At 66.8% G+C, this 274-nt stretch carries 1 protein-coding gene; it reads left to right on the top strand.

The window, feature by feature from the left end; all coding sequences use genetic code 11:
• A partial coding sequence (locus tag SB822_RS57025; protein WP_410859096.1) for a hypothetical protein occupies positions 1–274 on the top strand: 274 nt, incomplete at both ends.

Raw genomic sequence — 274 nt, 5'->3', positions numbered from 1 at the left:
CCGACGATTCGAGGCTCGTCATCGACACCGTCCATCCCATCGGTTCGACGCTGGAGACCACCATCGACTTTCCGCGCCCTGGTGCGGACACTTGGCTGCCGGGCGAAGCACTCGCTGTGCCGCGGCAAGGCATCCGCTTCACGAAGGTCGCCGCCGACGGCACCTGGTTGCCCGTCGGCGACAAGCGCACCGACCACGTCGCCGTAATCGACCACACCACCGACCTGATGTGGTCGGTCCAGTCGTTGGCCGACCCGGCCGACGAAGAAGACGG

This window comes from Paraburkholderia sp. SIMBA_054, from assembly GCF_046534875.1.
Lineage (GTDB): Bacteria > Pseudomonadota > Gammaproteobacteria > Burkholderiales > Burkholderiaceae > Paraburkholderia > Paraburkholderia hospita.
This window is presented reverse-complemented; position numbering and strand designations above follow the sequence as displayed.